Source organism: Psychrobacillus sp. Z16_25 (genome assembly GCF_056856695.1).
This window is the reverse complement of record NZ_JBXEOV010000014.1, coordinates 49,897-73,157: the sequence shown is the minus strand read 5'-3', so window position 1 is coordinate 73,157 and position 23,261 is coordinate 49,897. Positions and strand designations below refer to the sequence as shown.

Genomic DNA, 23,261 nt, shown 5'->3' with positions numbered 1-23,261 from the left:
AAAAAGAGGGTCTATCGCGCGATGGGAGAGAGCACCTTGAAGTATCGTGCGGAACGGGGAGTCTACCGCTCGATAAACGATTGCTACTGCTCGGTTTTAGGTGTCTATCAATCGAAAAAGAGGGTCTATCGCGCGATGGGAGGGAGCACATTGAAGTATCGTGCGGAATGGGGAGTCTACCGCTCGATAAACGATTGCTACTGCGCGGTTTTAGGTGTCTATCAATCGAAAAAGAGGGTCTATCGCGCGATGGGAGAGAGCACCTTGATGTATCACGCGGAACGGGGGGCCTACCGCTCGAAAGAGGGTAGCTACTGCGCGGAAATCGGAGTCTACTGCTCGAAAAGATGGACCTATCGCTCGATAGGAGGAATATCTCAGTGACAACCAATAAAATTAAAGTGCCATTATACCGATGTTCATTGTAGTTCGACATGTATCCGGTCCCCAATATTGGTTGTTAGTGTTATGTTTGAATAGCTATATGCTCAGTAAACAACTTGAAACTCATATAAGATATTTCTATCAAAAAGCGGTCTAAATAGTATTTTAGACTGCTTTTATTTTGGTATTTTTCTGTTTATTCTCAATAAAATATTATATTATTCAACTATCATTTGTGATAAATTAGTAGATGGTAATTATTATGGTAATATATCAATATTTTAGAAGGGTGTTGTAGAGTTGGATCGTAAAGGGATGACAAGGTTTTGGAGCGGCTTGATTGCTTTTGTGACGTTTCTTTCTTTATTGCTACCTTTTCCAGCATTGGCAGATGAGCAGGAGAAATTCCCATCTAAAAGTTTAGATGAAGGCAGGCTTGCAATTAGAGCGGCTATTGCAGAGCAAGTGGCAGTGGCACAAGGTGAGGGAAGGATTCATCCTGATTTACAGAGAGTAGATGGTGACGAGGAAGTGTCCGTTATTGTTCACTTGTCTGAGAAGCCAGTTGCCTTGGAGCGGGGAATTAGACAGCTTTCTGGCAGAAATATATCAACATATGCAGCTAGACAGATAGAAAAGACAGTGACTTCTCAGCAGGAGCAAGTGGAGAATGAGTTAAAGAAAAAGTTTGTTGATTTCTCAACAGGCTATACATACACGACCGTATTTAATGGTTTTTCTGCAACGGTTAAGGCTAGTGATCTACCTAAACTGCAAGAGGTAGATGGTGTGAAATTGATAGAGCCGGATTCAATAGTGTACGCAATGGAAGAGGATGCAACTCCTTTGGAAGATGGGGTACAAGCAGATCCTGCCATGTCTACGAGTATTGAGTTTCTTGGAGTAGATAAGCTTTGGGATGAAGGCTTGGAAGGGCAAGGTATCAAGGTAGCTGTGCTAGATACGGGTATCGATGCCGATCACCCAGAATTTGCTGGGATTTATAAGGGCGGTAAGAACTTTGTCAGGCATGATAATAATAAATATACCAAGCCGCGAGCAACTAATGACGCATCGGAAACATCACCTTTAGAACGAGCAGAAGGTGTTGCTGAATTTAATGCAAATGGTAGCTCTTTCTACACATCCCATGGGACGCATGTTGCCGGAACGATTGCTGCAATTGGTGCAAATGATTATGGTATTAAAGGTATTGCACCAAAGGTAGAGCTGTATGCGTATCGAGTGCTTGGCGCATATGGCAGTGGTTATAGCTCCGATGTCATCGCTGCAATTGAAGAAGCAGTTAAACAAAATATGGATATTATTAATCTATCTTTAGCTGGAGGGAGCAATTCAGAAACAGATGCTGGCTCCTTCGCAATCAATAATGCGATGATGGCAGGCGTTGTCTCCGTCGTTGCTACCGGTAACTCTGGCCCTAATCGTGGGACAATCGGGACGCCTGCAACCGCACGTTTAGGTATAGCAGTTGGAAATACGACGAATCCAGAACCGCGATACTCAGCGAGAATCAATGTGACTTCAGGAGATTACCATTATTCTAAGACATCTAATCTAATGGCCACAACCTTTGGAAAAGAGCTAAGTGAGCAGCTAGATGGAGAGTTTGAAATAGTAGCAGTTCCAGGCTACGGAGAGGTACGTGATTTCGAAGGGGGCGATGTAAGCGGCAAAGTTGCTTTGATTTCTCGAGGAGAGATTGCATTCGTGGATAAGATTGCGAATGCGAAAAAGAATGGAGCTATCGCAACGATTATTTATAATAACGAAGGCACCGCCCCTTCCAATATTGCTGAAGGAGACTCATTTGATTTTCTTCCGACGTTCGATATCTCTTTAGCAGATGGAGAAGAGCTTAGAAACAAGCTTACAGAGAGAGGGGCAACCGTTACCTTTTCTCATATAACCGAAGAAATTTTGATGGGAGATGAAGTGAATAAATCGAGCTCAAGAGGACCTTCTACTCCTAACTTTGACATCAAGCCTGATATTACGGCACCTGGTACGAATATCATGTCCACCATTCCTATGTACAAAGCAGATTTTCCGGAAGTGTCTTATGACCAAGCTTATGGCCGTAAAACGGGAACGTCCATGGCAACTCCTCATATTGCAGGAATCTCTGCGCTAATAAAACAGGCGAATCCACATTGGACGCCATTTGACGTAAAGGTCGCTCTATCGAATACGGCAAAGGTGTTAGATACGGAGAAATTTGATGTATTTTCTCAAGGAGCAGGTCGTGTAAACGCTTATGCTGCAGCACATCCAGAAATTCTTGCGTATGCATTAGATGAAGCAGTCTTAGATGAAGAAGGCGACTTGATGGAAAACATCAAGGGTACTGTCACCTTTGGAACGCAAAATCTGAATGAGTCAGACATCGAGGTGACGAAACAGATAGTTGTCAGGGATATTGCTCGGAATGGCGGATCCTATGATGTGTCTGTAGAAGTGATCAAAGGTTTCGGTGACGCTACGGTGACAGTGGATCATCCATCTTTTAATTTGAATGGACAGCACACCTTAAATGTGACATTAACGGCGTCGCAAGCGGAAACGAGAACCGGAGCTGAAATCAAAGGTTTTATTTATATTAAAAATAATGAAGTAGAAATCTCCCTACCATTTGCCGCTGACTTTAGTCCAACCATGGTGGAGGATTTAGCGATCTCTGAGACAGATTTGTCCTTTGACAGAGATGGCGTGAAGGATGCTGCAACATTGTCCTTTAAGACAACTGGAGCAATTGATCCGTTTTCTATAGAGCTTTGGGACATGCAAAATCCAGATGGGGGAGTAAATGGCGATGGTTATATCGGATACCTGATAAAGCCACGACCACTAAATGCAGGCAGTTATAACCTTGAAATCATAGGCTCCTATATTTCATTTGATGGGAAACAAAAATCAATTCCTGATGGTCTTTATACAATTGACATGATTGGTAATTCATCACCGGGGCTTATATTAAAGGATATTGGGCCGATTTTTGTGAAAACTACCAAGCCTGAAATAGAGGCTATGTATGTAGAGGGAATGCTTACCGGACAAATTAATGATAAGTACATCGATTACAATCAAGCCTTTGATTCCTGGTATGACATTAATGGCAAGCTATCAGTGTCAGCTGTACTTGAAAGCGTTGATGGTACGTCTCAAGTTTTGCCGATTTTATTAGAAGAGGATGGTTCATTCTCGGAAGTTATTGCTGCAGACCAAGTTCGTCTCCTAAAAATAAAGGTGGCGGATGCAGCTGGCAATAAATCAGAAAAAATCATTTATCAGTCTGCAGAGTTAAAAGTAGAGGATGTAACGCTGTCCGTTGGAGAAAAGAAGAGCTTGGTAGTGAAGCACGCTGCTTATGGAGAAACAGATGAAACAGATGTAACAGCTGAAGCGACTTTCGAAGTTGCAGATGGAACTATAGCATCCGTCTCGGCAACGGGAGTAGTTACGGGGCTCTCCGCTGGCGAGACTACTATCAAGGTTACGTATAGAGGACAAGAAAAGATGGTCGCAGCACAAGTGACGCCACATGATCCACAAGTGGTTCCACCGGGAAATGGAGAGGCCCCAGTTGCTCCAGCCCCAGTACCTGGCCCTCCTCCTAGTCCAGTACCAGCTGAGCCAGCAGTTTCGGCGTTTATCGATACCAAAGGACATTGGGCGGAAAGCTACCTTCAAAAAGCAGCAGCTCTTGGAATTATCAAGGGTTATGAGAATGGAACAGTGAAGCCGAATGCCTCTCTGACAAGGTCTCAATCCGTATCGATGATCGTGCGCGCATTGGGATTGGATACAGACAAGCGAGCGCCGTTTAGTGATATCAATAGATATGCGGCGACAACCCAAGAGGAAATCGCAGCGGCCTACCACTATGGTATCATCAAAGAAAACGACGGAAAATTCCGTCCAGGCAATAAAGTGACTCGTGCACAGCTAGCATTAATGCTCCAGCGTGCCTATGAAATAAAAAATGGAAATCCCTATAATCCAAGCAAAATAGCGCCATTCCATGATTTCGGCGGTTACAATCAAGAAACCGTTGACGCCATATCCATGCTCTATGAGCTGGACATCGTAGACGGTAGCAACGGCAAATACATGCCAACTCAAGCTACTACCCGTGCGCATATTGCAAAAATGCTCATCAATTTCTTGGGACAAGTGGAATAAATAGAAGGGCAGCAGACAACCATTGTGTTGGTCTGCTGCTTTTCTGTTTTGTATTCCCTGCATAGATAGATACTTATTAGGCAATGCCCACTTTTTACGAGTAAAAAGTGGAGAGTAATCAGCTCCAATTTGCTGTTTGCAAAAGTAGAGGATAACCGTTTAATAATCTTTTACCTCCTACCGACACCTTTTTATTAGATTATCTAAAATTTAACTTATTATTATAATTTATTTACTTATATTTAATTCGTTGAACATAAGATAATGTAAAATAATTACCTTTTTTGAAGGTATTTTAGATTAAGGTGTCGAATGTAGAGAAAAAGGGGGAAAATAGATGATAAAGAGCTTAGAGCTTCGGCAAAAGTATGTGGTGTATGGGAAGTATGGCAAGGAGAATATTGGTGGGAGAATGGAGCCGGTTCGAAAAGAATCGCATATTTGCAGTGGGAGTGGCTTGTCTATCTCAGAGGTACAGGAGAGGAAAACGGATGCTGTCGTTGTTCTTGTGAATCCAGGTAAGCGAGTGAAAACAAAGGACTTGCCAGAGGATGGCTGGAAGCAGATAGCACCTGATTTAGCACAGGTTCAGCTTATTAGGTTGATGGAGAAGATGAAGTGGAATAAGATCACGATTCTTCAGCTTTTTGATATTTGTGCGGGCAAGGTGGAGGATTTTATTCTACTGCTAACGATTTGTGAGCATTCGGACATAGCGTACTCTCGTTTTCAGACGGATTTACAAGGCTGCAAGGAGGAAATTGCTTCAGCCGAACATCTATTGTTTGCATGGGGAGCAAGGCCAGAAGCAAAGAGGCTTGCAACAGCGTTTGGACTTTACCCGGTTGAGGAAGCGAAGAAAAATTTCGGCAAGCATCCGGAGGCGGTTTGGGATGTAAAAAAAGGATACCCAAAGCATCCCTTTCAGTACAAGCCTGACCTATGTGATCAGTGGGTAGAGGATATGGTCGCAGCTATAGAAAATAAAAGCATTTCTGTCTCTACTAATGAAAAGCAAATAGAACCGGCAACCAACTAGTTCTAAAAAAATGGTTTAAATTTGGAAAATTGGGTATACCTCTAGCAAGAACAAAAAGGAGGTATGCAATATGAATCACGTAAGAGCGTTAAGTATCAAATTTCTGATGATTGCTGTAGTCCTTTTGGTCGTGATGACCTTATTGTTTGATGTCCCTGTGGTGGATACACTGTTGCTTAGTATTTTCTTAACGGTCTTAGCTTATGCGACCGGAGATTTAATGGTCTTCAGAAAAACAGGTAATAGATCGGAGCAACCGAAACGTAATGCAATAGCAACCGTAATGGATACAGTGTTAGCCTTTATAGTGCTTTGGTTACTGGGAGCAGTGTTAAATGGAGAAAATGGGAACCTTGTATGGGCAGCGGCTATATCAGCAGTAGTTATCGCTGGAGGAGAATGGTTCTTCCATAAATACCTCGACAAAAATATATTTCCAGAGAAACGTAGAAGAAATGTAGAAGCTTCTTATTAAATAAAAAAGTATGGTTGGGATTTCCCGACCATACTTTTTTCTATTCGGAGTAACGTTTTGGTTCCGATGTGACAAGCAATACACCCCCTTTTATAGTTGCTGACAGTTTTATTAATTTTCTAAAGCAGTGAAGCCTAAAATAGCTCCTTTTTTGGTTAACAAATTATAAGTTGGAATAATTTGTACATTATCTATATAATACTATTATATATGGGAGAAAGAGGGGAACATTTTGTCTTCGATACATCAGCAGCTATACGACTATCTTATTGAGCAAATACCCAACATTACGAAGAAATGGTTTGAAGAAAAGCGCAAGTTTACTGGCCCTTATTATTCTAATAACTCCAATCCACAGGTAGATGAAATGCTAAAGGAACAGCATAGACTGACTATTCAAACTGCTGTCTCCGCATTTTTGGAAGATGATAATTCCTTTCGCCCGCTACTAGAAAACTGGGCTGAAACCGTGGCGACAAGTCGTGTAGAAAATAATATCCCCATTCACCAAGTGATTGAGGCCTTAAATAAAACAAGAGAAACTATCTGGTTTTTCCTAGAAAAGTTCTGCATTGAGCAGGCTGACCAAGTAACTAATCAAGACATCCTTCATTGGAGTTTGGTATATAACACAACGTTCGATCAGTTGATCTATCAATTTTCGAAGCGTTATTATATACTTTCGAATAATCGGTTGAAAGCACAGCAGACGCTTATTAGGGAGATTGGGGCTCCGATTATTCCCATTCTACCAAAGGTTGCAGTGTTACCAATAGTTGGCGACATCGACACTTTCCGTGCTAAGTCGCTCAAAGAGGAAATTCCAAATAGATGTGTCGAGCTTGGCCTAGAGAAGCTATTTCTAGATATCTCAGGCGTAACCATTATTGACACGATGGTAGCGAACGAGTTATTCACCCTTACAGACATTTTGAAGCTGCTAGGTATTGAGCCCATCCTGTCGGGCATTCGCCCAGAAGTAGCGCAAACGACGATCCAGCTTGGCTTGGACTTCGGTAGCTTGTCGACCTTCAGCACACTACAGCAGGCACTAAAAATAACAGGTGTATACCGAGATCGTTAACCCCGCCAAGTATGGTGGGGTTTTGTTTTGTGGAGAGGAAAATCAGATACAAGGTATATGGCTTAGGGAATAAATGAGCGATGAAAATTACTGAATTGTGGATGAGAGTGGCTATTTACTGGAACCTGCTAAAACATAGTGTTTGTCTTTTAATATAATTTCCAGTAAATTTCCGATAAGTGACTAAACTAGTCGTGAGAGCGACTAACTCTGAGACGAACGTGACTAAATTAGTTGTGAACGTTACTAACTCACGAGTGAGAGCTACTAAATGGATGGCGAAGGCGACTAACCTAGTAATGCTACACTTTTTGCAGGCAAAAAGTGCACATGGCCAATAACACTTTCTTAGGTGGGGAAGCAGCATCAGAGTTGGCATCTGGTATAAATATAGCACTCGCTGGATTTCCAGTAAATTTCCGATAAGTGACTAAACTAGTCGTGAGAGCGACTAACTCTGAGACGAACGTGACTAAATTAGTTGTGAACGTTACTAACTCACGAGTGAAAGCGACTAAATGGATGGCGAAGGCGACTAACCTGGTAATGCTACACTTTTTGCAGGCAAAAAGTGGTCATGGCCAATGACACTGTCTTCGGCAGAAACGGAGAGAATAACAGCGTGTATTACTTCATCAGATAGCAAGTCATTCTCCACGTTCAATGGCAAATTAGCCTAATCTATCTCAAGTAAATAGAGGACCTGTCCCAGTATTTATAGCAGTTTCAAGTAAAAAAAGTAGAGGTTGTAAATCCACCACTTTTTGCTAGCAAAAAGTGAACCAACTAAACTCCCCTATTAAAATAGGAGAATTACCAAAGATTGTCGAAGTATAACTAGTACATATCATCAAAAGGGGGAGTACTTATGAAGCCTACTGTTTTTATTGCCAGATCAGTTCCGCAAGAAGTGGAGTCTTATATCGCAGAGTATTGTGAGTATCGTATTTGGAATAAGGAGGAGCCGATTCCGGAGGAGATTCTTCATAAGGAGCTGGAGAACGTGGATGGTCTGCTTATCCAGCATGCCCATGTTACAGAAGAACTGTTGGAGCGATTTCCGAAGTTGAAGATTGTGAGCAATGCTGCAGTAGGGTATGACGGATTGGATTTGGAGGCGATGAAGAAGGCAAAGGTACTTGCGACTCATACGCCATATGTGTTAGACGAAACAGTCGCTGATTTGGCATTTGCTTTGATTCTTTCCACTTCCAGAAGGATTGCAGAGCTAAATGACTACGTGAAAGAAGGTCAATGGAATAAGTCGACACAGGTCAGAGAGTTGTTTGGATTGGATGTACACCACAAGACAATTGGAATCGTTGGGATGGGACGTATCGGAGAGAAAATAGCTAGAAGAGCCTCCTTCGGTTTTGAGATGGAGGTCTTGTATTATGCTCGTTCTCCGAAGCCGGAGCTTGAGGAGAAGTATGGTATGGCTTATGCAAATCTTGATACTTTATTAGCAAAGTCCGACTTTGTTGTCTTAATCGTTCCATTGACACCAGAGACCGAAAAGCTAATTGGAGAACGCGAGCTTAAGCTAATGAAAAAAACAGCCTTCCTCATTAACGTAGCTAGAGGAAAAGTGGTAGACGAACAGGCTTTAATAAACGCTTTAGAGCAAGGAGAGATCCAGGGGGCTGGGTTAGATGTCTTCGAGCAAGAGCCGGTATCCCCAGACAATCCCCTTTTAAAAATGCCGCAGGTGGTTGCCATCCCTCATATCGGATCAGCAACAGCCGAAACGAGAGGCGCAATGGCACGGATGGCGGCAGAAAATCTAGTTGCTGGTGTGACAGGCAAGATCCCTCCAAACGTTGTGCCGGAGCTGAGATGCTTGGTGGAATAGTGTTAGGACAATATGAAAAGCTATGAGGTTTCTCATAGCTTTTTATATTTGTCTTGATATGTAAAGTGGAGATGCTCCGCTACATACAGGTAAGGGGAGCCGATTGAATCGCAAGTAAACTAATTTGCTATCCACTTTTTGCTCGAAAAAAGCGGCGATTGCCTAATATCCCGCTAGGGCAGAGTTGGCTAATTTTAGGTCGGTGACGTCATCCAAACCCTTGACAATCGCAAGTAAACAGCTCGAAACCGCACGTAACACCAGCTGAAGTGCAAGTAACCAAATAGCAATCGCACGTATCTATGAACCGACCGCACGTATTGGTAGAAAGCTGGTATTTGCCATGCATTTTTGCTCGCAAAAAGCGGCGATTGCCTAATATCCCGCTAGGGCAGAGTTGGCTAATTTTAGGTCGGTGACGCCATCCAAACCCTTGACAATCGCAAGTAAACAGCTCGAAACCGCACGTAACACCAGCTGAAGTGCAAGTAACCAAATAGCAATCGCACGTATCTATGAACCGACCGCACGTATTGGTAGAAAGCTGGTATTTGCCATGCATTTTTGCTCGCAAAAAGCGGCCATTGCCTAATGTCCTGCTAGGGCAGAGTCGGCTAATCTTAGGTCGGTGACGCCGTCCAAACCCTTGACAATCGCAAGTAAACAGCTCGAAACCGCACGTAACACCAGTTGAAGTGCAAGTAACCGTTTCGCTTCCGCAAGTAAGCAAATAGCAAGTGTACATATCTATGAACTAATTGCGCGTATTGGAATTAATATGGAAATCGACAATAATCTCTAGCGGATTTTATCAGGTTTTTTATTTAGAACACTTTCCCTAATTTTTAAATCAATTTCTGAGGTTTATATATAGATATATTATTATCGGCCCTTACCTAGTTTTCTCCTAATGATTTTTAAATTATAGTAAATCATTCCACTGTCACATAGTCTAGTTAACTCACACTGCATTTTTCAGTAAATTCTAAATTGACAAATAAAAATCTGTATATTATTGTAATACTAATTATTGGATATGCATAACATTTATACTATATCGGTAAAAGGGGTGTTTGTATGAAGCAGTTACAGCTTCCAGCGTTTGAGTTTACGGAGGAGCAGAAGGCTTTTCGACAAGAGGTTAGGCAGTTTTTGGTGGAGGAAAAGGAAAAGGGGACATTTTCTACTCATGCGGATTCTTGGCTAAGTGGGTATAGCTCCGAGTTTTCAAGAATGCTAGGGGAGAAGGGCTGGATTGGTATTACGTTTCCGAAGCAATATGGTGGGCAAGAGCGATCGACCATCGATCGATATATTATTACCGAGGAGCTTTTGGCGATTGGTGCACCAGTAGCCTCTCATTGGTTTGCGGATCGGCAGTCCGGTCCTTTGCTGTTGAAGTTTGGGACGGAGGAGCAGAAGGAGTTTTTTATTCCCAAGATTGTGCGAGGGGAATGTTATTTTTCTATTGGTCTTTCGGAGCCAAACTCTGGGTCGGATTTAGCATCTCTCAAAACAACAGCTACGAAGGTGGATGGGGGCTGGATTGTGAATGGGATGAAGACGTGGACTTCTGGAGCTCATCATTCTCATTATATGATTACGCTTTGCAGAACTGCGCCGCAGGATCCAAATAATAGACATGCCGGGATGAGTCAGCTGATTATTGACTTAAAATCCGAGGGTGTGACCATTCGACCGATTCAGTTTTTAACTGGAGAGCATCACTTTAATGAGGTTTTTCTTGAAAGCGTTTTCGTGCCGGATAATCGCCTTGTTGGTGTCGAAGGGAATGGTTGGGCTCAAGGGCTGACAGAACTCAGCTTTGAGCGAAGCGGACCAGAGAGAATTCTCAGCACCTTCCCACTTCTCGATGAGGCAATTCGTATATTGAAGGAAAAAGGAGACCGTCATGGACTAGCGCAAGCGGCAAAGCTTGTTAGTCGAATGTGGTCACTTCGTAATATGTCAATGGGAATTGCAGCGATGCTAGAAGAGGGTAGAGATGTCAATCTTGCCGCTGCATTAGTGAAGGATTTAGGGAACAGCTTTGAGCAACAGGTAGCAGAGGTTATACGTTTACTGATTCCGACTATGCCGAATAAACACGAAGAACACCAATATGCTAGATTGCTAGCGGAATCTATCTTACATGGACCTGGGTTTACGTTGCGTGGAGGAACGACAGAGATACTTAGAGGAATTGTGGCAAAAGGAGTGATTTCTGCATGAGCGAGATGAGAGATTTTATTGAAGACACGGCCGAAAAGATATTCAAGGATCTTTCTACCAAGGAAGCTAGAGAGAAATTTGAAGAGGGTGAGTGGAGCAATCCGCTTTGGAAGACGGTTCAGGAATCTGGCTTGACGCTGTTAGGGATAGAGGAAGAGCACGGCGGGGTAGGAGGAGACGCAGAGGATATCTTCTCAATTCTTCGACTTGCCGGGAAATATGCAACGCCTATCCCGCTTGCTGAAGTGATGTATGCTAATCAGTTTTTGGCAAAGCAGGAGGGTGAGGTCGAGGATAAGCTGCGCGTCATTCATTTTGCTGAAAATGAAAAGCAGGAGCTGCTTCACATTCCGTATGCTAGGTATGTTGAGGAAATCGTATTGGTGACCAAAAGCAGGTATTTTATAGTCGAACCTACTATTACGAAGCAAGGAGAAAATTTGGCAGCTGAGCCTAGAGATGCGGTTAGCTTTGTGAAGAAGGAGGTCCATATGTTTTTAGGCTCTTATGAGGAGCTGAAGAAGGAATATGAACAGTACCTTGCCATGTGTAGAGTAGCCATGATGACAGGAGCAATGGAAAGTGTGTTAGCGCTATCCGTATTTTATTCCAAGGAGCGTCAGCAGTTCGGTCGTCCTCTGCATCGCTTTCAGGCTATTCAGCACCACTTGACTACAATGGCTGGAGAGGTTGCGGCAGCGTTTGCCACGCTTGAGGCGACAATAAAGGCTTATGGGAAGGCTACCTCTTCCGAAAAGATAGCTATGGCGAAGATTGATATCTCTGGTCACGCTAACGTCGTGGCAAAGGCAGCACATCAGCTGCACGCAGGTATCGGGATGACTTACGAGCATGAATTGCATCATTTCACCAGAAGGCTATGGTCATGGCGAGAAGAAGCTGGAAATGAAACCTACTGGGCGGATTATTTGGCAGATCTCTATTTATCAAGAGAAGAAACAATCTGGGAATCTATTACGGAAGTGAAAGGGGTAGGGACAAATGTCGGATCTACTATTTGAAGTGAAAGATGATATTGCCACAATTACATTAAACAGACCAGAAGCACTTAACGCATTTAGCGGAGAAATGTTAGACCTATGGATTGAGGCACTGGAGACGGTGAGAGATTCGGAGGAGATAGCAGTTTTAATTGTCCAGGGAGCAGGGAAGGGTTTCTGTTCCGGAGGGGACATTAAAGAAATGATGGCAGGACGTGGATTCTATAAGTCAGATCAAGACAATATTTCGAAGGGGATTAATCGAAAAAATTCTCTTTGGAAGAAGGTGCAGCGTATCCCGCTTTTATTAGAGGAAATAGATAAGCCTGTGATTGCAAAGGTACACGGAGTTGCATTTGGGGCTGGTCTTGATATGGCATTGATGTGTGATATTCGATTCGCCGCTGAAACGACAAGACTCTCCGAGAGCTATGTTAAGGTTGGCCTTGTACCTGGGGATGGCGGTGCGTATTTCCTACCGAGATTAGTTGGACGAGATATGGCGTTACACATGCTATGGACAGGAGAGATATTGACGGCTGAAACTGCTAAGGAACGAGGGTTAGTTACGTTTGTCGTGCCAGATGAGGAGCTTGATAGCGCGGTTCAGGCTTACGCGAGACAGTTGGCTGATGCACCGAGACTTTCTGTTCAATTAATCAAGCGGGCAGTTTATCAAAATAGTGAGATGTCCTTAAGGTCATCCTTGGATTACATTTCCTCTAAGATGGCATTAGTGATGGAGGAAGAGAACTTCAAGGAAGGCGTGCAGGCAGTAGCAGAAAAGAGAAAGCCTATTTTTAATAAAGAAGGAACAGTTGGTGCCAATAGCAATTAACTAGAAAGGAGAGGTGATGGAGATGATTCAACCACTACATGACATTCGTGTCCTTGATTTGTCTCGTGTATATGCGGCTCCAGCAGGGGCGATGACACTAGGAGATTTGGGGGCGGATGTGATTAAGGTAGAGCCACCCGGAGGATCCGATAGCATGAGAGAGTGGGGTCCATTTATCAATGGGGAGAGCACCTACTATCTATGTGCGAATCGAAATAAGCGGTCTATCACCCTCGATTTGAAATCGGAAGAAGGAAAAGAGCTGTTTTTAGAGCTTCTAGAAAAATCGGATGTTGTTATTGAGAATTTCAAGACGGGTACGATGAAGAAGCTAGGGTTAGATTATGAGGTGCTGAAGGAAAGGAATCCGAAAGTCATTTATTGCTCTGTAACAGGATTTGGGCAGACTGGTCCGCTGGGAACGCTGCCTGGCTTTGACCCAGTCATTCAAGCGATGAGTGGCCTGATGGATGTTACTGGTTATCCGGATAGAGAGGGAACGAAGGTAGGTATTCCAATTGCGGATATTATCACCTCGGTATATGTGGCGCTGAGTGTCGTGGCTGCAATTCGCCAACGAGATATGACTGGTGTTGGGCAGAGGATTGATCTTTCTCTTCTGGATGTCCAAGTAGCGAGCATGGCGAATGTGGCGAGCGCCTTTCTAAACACTGGAATGGTGTCGGAGAGGAAGGGCAACCAGCATAACAATGTGGCACCTTATCAGGTATTCCAAACGGCTGACTACCCGATTATGATTTGCGCAGGAAACGATGGGCTGTACCGCAAGCTAGTAGGGGCTTTGGAACATACCGAGTGGGGGGCGGATCCTCGTTTTCTTACCAATAATGACCGAAAGCAGCATGAGGCGGAGCTAGTGGAGATGATTGAGGAGGTGCTTCGAACGAAGACATCCGCTGAATGGATGGAGATTTTGTCAAAGGCGAAGGTGCCGGTCGGTCGATTGAATACCATTCAGCAGGCGCTAGAGCAGGAACAAATTGCCGCTCGTGAAGGCATTGAAACAGTAGAGCATCCGGTTGGACCGGTTAAGCTGCTGGCAAGTCCCTTGAAGCATAGTGGCTTACAGGTAGCGACTAGATACGCACCACCAACGTTGGGCCAGCATACGGAAGAAATTTTGAGAGAGATACTTGGCGAGTCTTCTTCGAATGTTCAGGATAAGGTAATATGAAGGGAGCAGGTAAGAAAGAGGTGCTCCCTATGGACCAAGATACTTTTAAGAGTAATTATTCCATGTCCTCCATCCATCGAGTAATCCAGGTGCTGCGTGCATTTTCTATAGAACAGCCAAAGCTGTCGCTCACGGAGATATCCAAGCGTACCGGCATATCCGTTTCTAGCTTACAGCGTATTGTCAGCACACTAGTCTTTGAGGGATTTCTAGAAAAGGATGAAAAAACAAAGCAATACTCCTTGGGATTAGAGCTCATGTTTTTAGGAGAGCTCGCCGCAAAAAGTGATGCATTGCTTTCCAAGGCCATCCCGATTATGGAGAAGCTGAACGACCTAACGAAGGAGAATATCTCGATCAATGTTATCGAGGGCAATGAAAGAAGATGCATTTACAATCTTCCGAGTCGGCATGAGCTTGCAGCACTCACCTTTGTCGGACACACTTCCCCGCTTTATGCTGGGGCATCTGCCAAGATTTTATTGGCTTATCAATCGGACTCGTTTCTAAGGGATTACCTAGAAACCGTCCAGTTCGAAAAAATAACCGACATTACGGTCGAATCAAAAGAAGAGCTACTGGAGCAGCTCGCACAGATTCGCAAGCAAGGCTATGCCATCACAAAGGGAGAACGAGTGAAGGGTGCCTTATCGATTAGCGTGCCAATCATTGCTCGCCAGCAAATCCTGCTAGGAGCCATTTCGGTAACCTACCCATATATTCGACAGGATGAATACGACGCAGGCCAGCTTATCCAATTAATGCAGGATGCAGCGAAAAGAATAACGGAGTGAAGGGGCCCTCTGAAAAGTCATTTTCAGAGGGCCCCTTTGCGACGAGGATGGTGGCATTGTAATGCGACCACCGCAGGAGCAATGTTAAATAGCGGATATGTATCAAAGAACGAAGAGGTGACCCAAAAGTTATGGGACACTCCTTTGTGTATTCTGCTACTTCATTTTTACGGAAAGTACATAAGCGATTAATCCCGCAATATAACCAACTCCACTACCAATTGTAATGGCATACACAAGAAAGCCAGGTTCCAAAAACATGCCGACAATCGACCCAATCGTACATCCAGCTAGCATACCTAGGGGCATAAGGCTATTTATCATATCCTGCTTGTTCTTTGATCTTTCCATACCAATCGATCCTTTCGAAGCCTTTTCCTTATTGTAAAATAACCAAGATGGGAATGCTAACCATAAGGGGAATTTTAATGGGTTTTCCAGTTTCCTAATGGTATATTATGGTAATTCCGAAACTCATTTCGCAAGTAAAGTTAGAGATTTCGCAAGTAATCTAATCTCCCGCGCAAGTAAAAGAGAGTAAATCGCAACTATATGAATAATTTACCAATAAACTCCTCTTGCATACCCCGCCGAGAGGAGTGGCATAGGCAATGGGCCACTTTTTGCTCGCAAAAAGTGGAGATTCTCATGTCCTCCTTCGTAGGAAGTGGTCGCTCGGGAGGAATAGTCGCACTCACATCCAGTTTAGTCGCGTTCAACCGATAGTTAGTCGCTCTCCTCTTCCATTTAGTCGCTTTCGAAGGTGATTTAGTCACGTTCGCCACTCGTTTAGTCACTTATCGGAAATTTACTGGGAATTATTAAGGGTTGGATAACCCTATAAATATAGAAAATTCCTTTTTCCTACCTAGAGTGACCTTGCTACTTCTCCAGCATCCCTGCCGAGAGGAGTGATATAGGCAATGGGCCACTTTTTGCCTGCAAAAAGTGTAGATACTATAAACCCGCTATTCACTTCCTCTTTTCACGAGGATCTCTCCAATTTAGACAAGCCTTCGCTTCCTACAAATAAGTCTCAAACTAATTTTATTTCCCATTACCTAATAGTTTCTTAATGAAAGAGGCTACACTTCCTCGTTACGTCTTTAATCCCCACTACCATTCAACTAAATAAAATACTATTCAAAATAAAATAATGATATCTGACCTAATACCAACCACACTAATATAACTAATTTTCTAAAAACTTAGAATATATACTACCATACAAGTATACTAATATGTTAATATGGCAGTAGCTAAAGGAGTGATAGTTTTGGTTACTGATAATTTGAATAAGCGTAGAAATTTTTCTGCTAGAGATCATGTGTATGAGACTTTAAAGGAGAGCATTATTAAGCTGGAGCTTAAGCCCGGCCAGAGTGTCTCAGAAAAGGAAATCTCTGAATTACTGAACGTCAGTAGGACCCCCGTTCGAGAGGCTTTTGTTCGATTGGCACAGGAAGAGTTACTCGAGGTATATCCTCAGCGCGGGACGTTTATTTCATTGATTGACTTGGATCATGTGGAGGAGGTTCGTTTCATACGAGAGCTGCTGGAAAGGGCATCGGCGAAGCTAGCTGCTGAAAATCCCGAAAAGGTAGATTTCGTAACCTTGAAAGAGAATTTACAACGACAGCGTTTTTGTATTGATGAAAAGAATTATATGAAGTTATTCGAGCTGGATGAGGAGTTTCATTATATTATCTCAATTGGTGCGGAGAAGCCGAGGATTTGGTCCGTGTTGCAAAATTTTAATGCACATTTGAATAGAATTCGAATGCTGAGTTTAGCTGCAAACTATAATTGGGAGCAAATCATGTCACAGCATCTTGTAATAGCCGATGCGATAGAAAAAGGAAATCCTCAACTAGCAGATGAGGCGATGGGGGAACATTTACGGAAGCTACGCTTTGAATTAGATTCATTGAAAGAAGAATATCCAACTTATTTTAAGTAATTTTTTTTCATTAAAAATGTAAGCGCTTTAATTCACAAATCAAACAAGGGGGCTTTTCAATGAAAGGGAAAAAGGGGTTCTTATTAAGCTTAGTTTTTATCGTATGTACACTTTTAGCTGCGTGCTCAGATGACAGCAAAATGGAAGCAAGCTCGGATAAGGTTTATACATTGAAAATCAACACCGCATTAGCTGCAACGGATCCGATTTACCAAGGGCTTGAAACCTTCAAGGAACGAGTTGCAGAAAAAACGGATGACAAGGTAGTAATAGAGATTTACGGAAATGGGGCACTGGGGGATGACAGTGACGTACTTGAACAGGCAAAGGTAGGGGCAAATGTTGCTGTACTAGTGGATGCAGGTCGTCTTGCTGAAATGGTGCCAGACATCGGTATTCTCTCCGCTCCGTATATCGTGGAAAACTATGATGAAGCAAACAAGGTAGCACAGTCTGATTTATTCAAGGAATGGTCAGATAAGCTGGCAACAGAGCATAACCTACAAATTCTCTCTTTTAACTGGTATCAAGGGGACCGTCATTTCCTTACCAATAAAAAGATTGAAAAACCAGAGGACTTGAAGGGACTAAAAATTAGAACACCTGGAGCTGCTGTTTGGACAGAAACGATTTCTGCCATGGGAGCAAGTCCAGCTGGAATGGCATTCTCAGAGGTATATCCTGGTATCCAGCAAGGGGTAATTGATGGGGCAGAAGCACAGCATCCTGCGTCTTTCGGAGCAAACCTGCATGAGGTAGTGAAATATATTTCGAAAACTGGTCATTTCCAACTGATTACAGGAGTTGTTGCAGGGGCAGATTGGATGGCAGATCTACCAGAGGAATATCAAGCAATTGTGTATGAAGAAGCACAGATGGCTGGAGAAGAGGCGTCTCAAAATACGATTGAGCTGCTAGCGGACTTCGAATCAAAAATGGAAGCTGCTGGTGTAGAAATTGTGGAGGTTGATACCGAGCCATTTAAGCAAGTAACAGAAGTAGTCTATGAGAAAATGGATGGCTATGCAGAGTTAAGAAACGAAGTAAACAAAATTCTAGGGAAGTAGTGAGTACAATGGTGAAAAAGGTTGCAGATATTTATATCCGAATTGAAAACTTTCTCACAAACTTTTTACTGGTTGGAATCGTGTTCTTTGTTTTCTTGGCAGCGATCATGAGATGGGCAGGTATGCCCCTCTCATGGTCAGTTGAGTTTGCTCAGCTCCTATTTGTCTGGGCTATTTTTTTAGGCGCCAATAGAACCTTGAGAGAACGTAAGCATATAACGGTAGATGTATTTGTGAAAGTTTTGCCGCAAGGTGTACGCAATATTATCGAAATCATCACAAAGGTCCTTGTGCTAGGCTTCTTAATCTTTTTAACAGTATATGGCTTTCAGCTGAGTATAGAAAATTCAGTGAGACAAATTAATAATTTGCCACTTAGCTATTCTTTTATCACATCAGCGGTACCAGTGGGAAGTGTGTTAATGATATTTACTATTTTGTCGCAACTAAAAGAAGAATTTGGGAGATTAAAGTCACCCAATGAACTGGAATCGTAGGGAGGGATTAGCTTGTTAATAGTCGCTATTATATTTTTAATCTTACTGTTTCTCAATATGCCGGTTGCCTTTGCGATTGGGATAGGAAGTCTTATGTATTTTCTAGTAGGGTCAGATTTGCCGATTGAGCTTACGACTCAGCGCATGGTAGCTGGTACGCAATCCTTTCCTCTTCTAGCGGTTCCTTTCTTTATTCTCGCTGGAAACCTAATGAATGCTTCAGGAATCACGGATAGACTAATTCGATTTTCAAATGCACTGACTGGTCACTTAAAGGGAAGTCTAGCCCACGTATCTATTGTCCTTAGTACGATTATGGGAGGCGTATCAGGTTCAGCGAATGCAGATGCTGCCATGCAAAGTCGTATTTTAGGTCAAAAAATGATCGACCGTGGCTATTCTGGAGGCTACTCTGCTTCGGTAATCGCAATTAGCTCCTTAATCACCGCAACAATCCCACCTAGTATTGGGCTTATCTTATACGGCTACGTGGGTCAGGTGTCGATTGGAAAGCTATTCTTAGCAGGAATCATCCCAGGACTTCTTATGATGGTATTTTTGATGGTCATCTCTTACGTGATTGCTAGAAAAAGAGGTTATGACAGTAATATCGTGCAAAAGCGAGCATCCTTCTCTGAAGTGATGAGAACCTTTCTAGAAAGTATTTGGGCTTTGATGTTCCCAGTGATTCTAGTAGTGGGGATTCGTTTTGGAATCTTTACTGCTTCGGAAGCGGGAGCCTTTGCCGTTGTTTATGCAATAATCATCGGCTTCTTCGTGTATAAAGAATTGAACTGGAAGAACTTTAAGGAGGCGCTTTCTCAGTCTGTTACAGACAATGCATCTATCCTACTAATTATTTCTGTTTCTTCTATTCTAGGATTCTTAATTACATATGACAGATTGCCGCAAAACGCAGCTGATTTTCTAATTGGAATTACGACAAATGGAAGTCTCATGGTTATTTTAATTCTCATTTTCTTAGTTATTGCTGGTATGTTTATCGAATCGACGGTGCTTGTTTTATTGCTAACGCCAATATTCTTGCCAATAGTTGTGCAGGTAGGAATTGACCCGGTACATTTCGGAATTCTGATGATGACCATCGTAACCTTTGGAGGAATGACTCCACCAGTAGGAGTAACCATGTATACGACCACCTCTATTATGAAGGTTCCATTAGAGGACTATGTAAAAGAATCGATTCCATTTATCCTAGGAATCTTTGCGCTCGTTCTTCTCTTAACTTTTGTGCCTTCCATTGTAATGTTCTTGCCAAATCTATTTATGTAAGTGGGGGAAGAGTAAATGAAGCCCTTTATGGATGAACAGTTTTTATTGAAAACAGCAACTGCACAAAGGCTCTACCAGGAATATGCGAAAGAAATGCCGATTATCGATTATCACTGCCATCTTTCTGCAAAGGAGATTGCGGAGAATAAAACCTTTGAAAATCTCACAGAAATATGGCTTGCTGGTGATCATTACAAATGGAGAGCGTTACGAGCAAATGGAGTGGATGAACACTATATAACGGGAAGTGCCAGTGACAAGGAAAAGTTTGAGAAGTGGGCTGCTACAGTCCCTTACACGCTTGGCAATCCTTTATTCCATTGGACTGCGCTTGAATTAAAAAGGTATTTCGGGATAGAAAAAATACTAAGTGCCGCTACTGCTGAGGAAATATGGGAGCAGGGCAATGAATTACTGAAGACAAAGGATTATACTGCTAGAGCATTGATTGAAAGATCCCATGTACATGTAATTTGTACAACGGACGATCCGGTGGATGACCTTCGTTATCATCAAGTTTTGAAGGAGGAGGGGTACCGAGTGAAGGTGCTTCCTACCTTCCGACCGGACGGGGCCTTGGGGATTGAGCTAGATAGCTTTTCGGAGTGGACAGATGAGCTAGCTATAGTATCTGGTATAAGCATTGAATCCTATGAGGATTTTCTGAAAGGGCTTCGTCAGCGGGTAGATTATTTTAATCAGGTTGGCTGCCGTCTTTCCGATCATGGTTTGGATTCCTCTTTTTATCAAGCTTTCACTCTAGAGGAAGTAGAAGCTATTTTCCAAAAGGGACGCACTAACGCAAGGATTTCCGAGCGAGAGATTGTTCAATTTAAAACATCTACACTCATTGAGCTCGGAAAAATGTATGCCGCTAAAGGCTGGGCAATGCAGCTTCATATTGGGGCTATTCGTAACAATAACAAACGGATGCTTGCACAGGCAGGACCAAATACAGGCTATGACTCGATTCATGATTTTACTTATGCTGCTGATTTATCCAATCTGTTAAATGTGTTGGAATACACGAATGAGTTACCAAAAACTATTATCTATAATTTGAATCCAAGAGATAATTATATGATTGCCTCGATGGTTGGGAATTTCCAAGGAAATATTCCAGGGAAGCTTCAGTTCGGGACTGCTTGGTGGTTCAATGATCAACGGGATGGAATGGTGGATCACATAAAGGCGCTTGCGAACACTGGGCTTCTAGCTCGATTTGTCGGTATGCTGACGGATTCAAGAAGCTTTCTATCCTATACTCGCCATGAGTATTTTAGAAGAATTCTTTGTGATGTGATAGGGGATTGGGTAGAAAATGGGGAGTTCCCACAGGACTTTGATTTATTGGGAGAAATCGTACAAGATATTTGCTATTTCAATAGTAAGCGGTACTTATCGTTAGAAATATAAGGATTGTTAGGTGATAGAGATGGAGATGGTATTTAGGTGGTTTGGAGAAGGTAATGATCATGTACGTTTAGAGCAAATAAAACAGATCCCCGACGTAAAGGGAGTGGTCTGGTCACTTCATCATCTCGCAGCTGGAGAGAAGTGGCCAATAGGTGAAATTCAGAATGTGCAGAAGCTAGTAGAAGCACATGGGCTGCATATTGAAGTAGTGGAAAGTGTTAATATCCATGAGGATATCAAGCTAGGATACCCAACACGTGAGCAATATATCGAAAACTATAAAGAAACAATCAGAGAACTAGCGAAGGTCGGCACAAAGGTAATTTGCTACAATTTTATGCCAGTTTTTGATTGGATACGAACAGATTTGCAAAAGGAACTGGAGGACGGCTCGTTTGCACTGTTCTATGAAAAGAGCATGATGGAGGGGGCGGAGCCGGCTGAACTGGTGGCGACAGTCCTTCAGAATAAAAGCTTCACCCTTCCAGGCTGGGAACCCGATCGACTAGAGCAGCTGCAGGAGGTTTTAGCTGCCTATCAATCAGTGGATGAGGAAAAGCTTTGGGATAATTTACAGTACTTCTTACAAGAGGTGGTACCAGTGGCAGAGGAGCACGGCATCAAGCTAGCCATACATCCAGATGATCCACCTTGGTCTGTCTTTGGATTGCCGAGAATTGTGACGAACGAAGAGAATCTCGGAAGGATACTAAGCTTGGTGGATAGCCCCTCAAACGGGCTGACATTTTGCAGCGGGTCATTGGGAGCTAATCCAGTAAATGATTTACCAGGTATCATTCGCAAATACCGAGATCGTATTTACTTTGCGCATGTTCGAAACCTGAAAAGATACGATAACGGAGACTTTATTGAAACTGCCCATAAGATGTCTGCGGGTTCTATTGATATGGTTGGTGTGATGGAGGCCTTTTACGATATTGGCTACACCGGCTATATGCGACCTGATCATGGGAGAGATATTTGGGGAGAGGTTGGAAGACCAGGGTACGGGCTCTATGACCGGGCTTTAGGTGCTATGTATTTGTTTGGGTTATGGGACGCTTTCAATAAAAGAGGTGAGAATAATGAATCATAATCATTTAGCAGGAAAGGTAGCAGTGGTTACTGGAGGTAGCGGCATACTTTGTGGAGCTATGGCCAAGGAGCTAGGTCACCTTGGTGTGAAGGTTGCGATTTTAAATCGCACAAAGGAAAAAGGAGAGACGGTTGCAAAGGAAATTCAAGAAGCAGGAGGGCAAGCGATTGCTATTTCCTGTGATGTCTTAGATAAGGAATCTATTATTCAGGCAAGAGAACAGGTACGTGCCGAGCTTGGAGCCTGCGATATTTTAATTAATGGAGCAGGTGGAAACCATCCGATGGGAATCACCTCTCATGAGCTGTTTCAAGAGAAGGATTGGAAGGACTCGGAGGTACAGACGTTCTTTGATCTGACGAAGGAAGGCTTTGGCTTTGTTTTTGACTTAAACATATTGGGAACCTTGCTTCCGACCCAGGTGTTTGCAGAGGATATGATTAGCAAAGGACATGCAACTATTCTAAATATGTCCTCCATGAGCGCACCTTCACCAATGACAAAGGTTCCAGCCTATAGTGCTGCAAAGGCTGGAATTGAGAATCTAACGAAGTGGCTGGCTGTTCATTTTGCGGATGCTGGAATTCGAGTAAATGCGATTGCGCCAGGTTTTTTCCTAACCGATCAAAACCGAAATCTGCTCACCAATGAAGACGGCTCTTACACGGATCGAGCACATAAAATCATTACTCACACACCAATGCGACGCTTTGGTAAACCGGAGGATCTGCTCGGAACGATGCTTTGGCTGGTAAATGAAGAGATGTCTGGCTTTGTAACAGGAATCACCGTGCCAGTGGATGGCGGATTCATGGCTTATTCAGGAGTATAAGGA

General features: G+C 43.1%; 19 protein-coding genes. 18 read left to right on the top strand and 1 reads right to left on the bottom strand.

All coding sequences use genetic code 11. The features are described from left to right. The 11 genes from AC1VU3_RS13790 to AC1VU3_RS13740 all read left to right on the top strand — a co-directional run. A partial coding sequence (locus AC1VU3_RS13790; RefSeq protein ID WP_482983788.1) for a hypothetical protein occupies window positions 1–384 on the top strand: 384 nt, incomplete at its 5' end. 300 nt (window positions 385–684) lie between these two features. Beyond that, window positions 685–4,587 (top strand): S8 family serine peptidase, encoded by a 3,903-nt coding sequence (locus AC1VU3_RS13785; protein WP_482983787.1) that lies wholly within the window; start codon window positions 685–687, stop codon window positions 4,585–4,587. Window positions 4,588–4,924: 337 nt separating this feature from the next. Beyond that, a complete protein-coding gene (locus AC1VU3_RS13780) occupies window positions 4,925–5,626 on the top strand; it encodes a hypothetical protein (RefSeq protein WP_482983786.1) in 702 nt (233 codons plus the stop codon). A gap of 70 nt (window positions 5,627–5,696) precedes the next feature. Next, entirely contained in the window at window positions 5,697–6,101 is a 405-nt protein-coding gene (locus tag AC1VU3_RS13775; RefSeq protein ID WP_482983785.1) for a DUF2512 family protein, read from the top strand. Window positions 6,102–6,333: 232 nt separating this feature from the next. Next, window positions 6,334–7,185 (top strand): STAS domain-containing protein, encoded by an 852-nt coding sequence (locus AC1VU3_RS13770; protein ID WP_482983784.1) that lies wholly within the window; start codon window positions 6,334–6,336, stop codon window positions 7,183–7,185. A gap of 868 nt (window positions 7,186–8,053) precedes the next feature. Further along, window positions 8,054–9,037 (top strand): 2-hydroxyacid dehydrogenase, encoded by a 984-nt coding sequence (locus AC1VU3_RS13765; protein ID WP_482983783.1) that lies wholly within the window; start codon window positions 8,054–8,056, stop codon window positions 9,035–9,037. Between the two features lie 1,077 nt (window positions 9,038–10,114). Beyond that, on the top strand, window positions 10,115–11,269 hold the full coding sequence (locus tag AC1VU3_RS13760) for an acyl-CoA dehydrogenase family protein (protein WP_482983782.1): 1,155 nt from the start codon (window positions 10,115–10,117) through the stop codon (window positions 11,267–11,269). Beyond that, the gene (locus AC1VU3_RS13755; protein ID WP_482983781.1) at window positions 11,266–12,291 is read left to right on the top strand and encodes an acyl-CoA dehydrogenase family protein; all 1,026 of its coding nucleotides are present in this window, start codon (window positions 11,266–11,268) and stop codon (window positions 12,289–12,291) included. Before AC1VU3_RS13760 ends, AC1VU3_RS13755 begins: the two co-directional genes overlap by 4 nt. Then, window positions 12,272–13,108 (top strand): enoyl-CoA hydratase/isomerase family protein, encoded by an 837-nt coding sequence (locus AC1VU3_RS13750; protein WP_482983780.1) that lies wholly within the window; start codon window positions 12,272–12,274, stop codon window positions 13,106–13,108. The genes AC1VU3_RS13755 and AC1VU3_RS13750 overlap by 20 nt, the downstream gene beginning before the upstream one ends. Before the next feature lie 22 nt (window positions 13,109–13,130). Then, window positions 13,131–14,303 carry a CaiB/BaiF CoA transferase family protein gene (locus AC1VU3_RS13745; protein ID WP_480390226.1) on the top strand — a complete coding sequence of 391 codons (1,173 nt, stop codon included), beginning with the start codon at window positions 13,131–13,133 and terminating at the stop codon, window positions 14,301–14,303. 29 nt (window positions 14,304–14,332) lie between these two features. Further along, on the top strand, window positions 14,333–15,097 hold the full coding sequence (locus AC1VU3_RS13740; RefSeq protein WP_482983779.1) for an IclR family transcriptional regulator: 765 nt from the start codon (window positions 14,333–14,335) through the stop codon (window positions 15,095–15,097). A 156-nt stretch (window positions 15,098–15,253) separates the two neighbouring features. Here AC1VU3_RS13740 and AC1VU3_RS13735 read toward each other — a convergent pair whose 3' ends face one another. Next, window positions 15,254–15,448 (bottom strand): hypothetical protein, encoded by a 195-nt coding sequence (locus tag AC1VU3_RS13735; protein WP_480390228.1) that lies wholly within the window; start codon window positions 15,446–15,448, stop codon window positions 15,254–15,256. Window positions 15,449–16,373: 925 nt separating this feature from the next. Here AC1VU3_RS13735 and AC1VU3_RS13730 point away from each other — a divergent pair. Genes AC1VU3_RS13730 through AC1VU3_RS13700 form a run of 7 tightly spaced genes read left to right on the top strand, consistent with a single transcriptional unit; the run spans window position 16,374 to window position 23,258 of the window. Further along, the gene (locus AC1VU3_RS13730) at window positions 16,374–17,057 is read left to right on the top strand and encodes a GntR family transcriptional regulator (RefSeq protein WP_480390229.1); all 684 of its coding nucleotides are present in this window, start codon (window positions 16,374–16,376) and stop codon (window positions 17,055–17,057) included. 59 nt (window positions 17,058–17,116) lie between these two features. Beyond that, the gene (locus tag AC1VU3_RS13725) at window positions 17,117–18,124 is read left to right on the top strand and encodes a C4-dicarboxylate TRAP transporter substrate-binding protein (RefSeq protein WP_480390230.1); all 1,008 of its coding nucleotides are present in this window, start codon (window positions 17,117–17,119) and stop codon (window positions 18,122–18,124) included. A gap of 8 nt (window positions 18,125–18,132) precedes the next feature. Continuing rightward, window positions 18,133–18,621, top strand: coding sequence for a TRAP transporter small permease (locus AC1VU3_RS13720; protein WP_480390231.1), 489 nt, complete (start codon window positions 18,133–18,135; stop codon window positions 18,619–18,621). A gap of 12 nt (window positions 18,622–18,633) precedes the next feature. After that, window positions 18,634–19,914: a TRAP transporter large permease gene (locus AC1VU3_RS13715; RefSeq protein WP_480390232.1), complete on the top strand. Its 1,281-nt coding sequence runs from the start codon at window positions 18,634–18,636 to the stop codon at window positions 19,912–19,914. A 15-nt stretch (window positions 19,915–19,929) separates the two neighbouring features. Continuing rightward, on the top strand, window positions 19,930–21,330 hold the full coding sequence (gene uxaC / locus AC1VU3_RS13710) for a glucuronate isomerase (RefSeq protein WP_480390233.1): 1,401 nt from the start codon (window positions 19,930–19,932) through the stop codon (window positions 21,328–21,330). A 19-nt stretch (window positions 21,331–21,349) separates the two neighbouring features. Beyond that, on the top strand, window positions 21,350–22,426 hold the full coding sequence (gene uxuA / locus AC1VU3_RS13705) for a mannonate dehydratase (RefSeq protein WP_482983778.1): 1,077 nt from the start codon (window positions 21,350–21,352) through the stop codon (window positions 22,424–22,426). Beyond that, window positions 22,416–23,258, top strand: a complete 843-nt coding sequence (locus AC1VU3_RS13700; RefSeq protein ID WP_482983777.1) for an SDR family oxidoreductase — start codon at window positions 22,416–22,418, stop codon at window positions 23,256–23,258. Before uxuA ends, AC1VU3_RS13700 begins: the two co-directional genes overlap by 11 nt. Window positions 23,259–23,261: the final 3 nt, after the last annotated feature.